Consider the following 990-nt stretch of genomic DNA (forward strand, 5'->3'; position numbering starts at 1 on the left):
GCCTATTGCCGCATCTCCAGTTACCTGCAGACCATGGCAAATCAGGGATACAATCCGCTGGTCGCCATTCAAATGGCCTTTTCGGGACAGCTCTATGCTGATAGGGGTGAGTAGTTACCATAGCGGTAAATCCAGAACCCGGCTCGGCCCAGGGCACGGACACCGTAACAACACCATGCTCCTTGCATTTCACCCTCGGGACGTCCGCCACCAGAATGGTTTTGTACTGGCAAGTATCAAGATGTCGCCATTTGCGCTTTCGGGAATCATAGCCCGGCGATACCTCGCCGCAGGTCGGGCAACAGTGTTGCACCCCTTCCTCTTGTTCCACATGTACCGTGACTTCACCCTCTGACAGCGCCAGCTCTACACCGGATACTTGCCAGGGACTCTTGATTCCCAGTATCTGGGCATATAGGTCTTTGTCTCTCATAGGGGATTACGATAATCTACCCACTCCATTTGGGGAAGAGCCGATTATTGAAGTCCCATTCTACTGGATGGACAAGTATCCTGACAGAGGGGGGGGGATCTGACCCGCCATATGGCGCATTTTTACCGCGCTGTCGGCAAGATGCGCCATGTACGCACCTTTGCCATCCTGCTGAACGGTGATTTTTCCGGGGATATTGGGCAAACGAAGGCTTTGCTGGACAGGCATTGAAAGCCCGCCCGGCGGGCTGGCCCCAGGCGCGTATCCTGCTGCAGATCAGTTTCGATGAATTTCACCAGGAAGTGCTCATCGACAAACACGGTCAGCTCAGGGAAAGGATACCGGTGGCGAAGATAGCCAATATCGTCGAGCTGGCGCCCCGATACCAGGGCATTCAGCTGGCGTTGCTGCACAAGCAGAACCGGCTGAATTTTTCGGCTTTTTGCAATCCACGGTGTAAAACCCTAGCTTTTCCTAAGCAGATCATCGTGCTCTGCCAACGATTCCAAGGTTGAAATAGGGGTACCGTAACTTTTCTCGATTCTATCGCCCGTGGT

The 990-nt window shown here is 53.7% G+C and carries 2 protein-coding genes; one reads left to right on the forward strand and one right to left on the reverse strand.

Going from position 1 to position 990, the window contains the following annotated elements:
• Positions 1–433, reverse strand: a 433-nt coding sequence (locus ACOCD2_RS21950) for a transposase family protein (protein ID WP_293675340.1), incomplete at its 3' end; no start/stop codon positions are given.
• A 227-nt stretch (positions 434–660) separates the two neighbouring features.
• Here ACOCD2_RS21950 and ACOCD2_RS21955 point away from each other — a divergent pair.
• Complete coding sequence (locus tag ACOCD2_RS21955) at positions 661–948, forward strand: hypothetical protein (RefSeq protein WP_293650821.1); 288 nt, start codon at positions 661–663, stop codon at positions 946–948.
• Positions 949–990: the final 42 nt, after the last annotated feature.

Origin of the sequence: Thiolapillus sp., assembly GCF_048562965.1 — a bacterium.
Classification (GTDB): domain Bacteria; phylum Pseudomonadota; class Gammaproteobacteria; order Chromatiales; family Chromatiaceae; genus Thiolapillus; species Thiolapillus brandeum_A.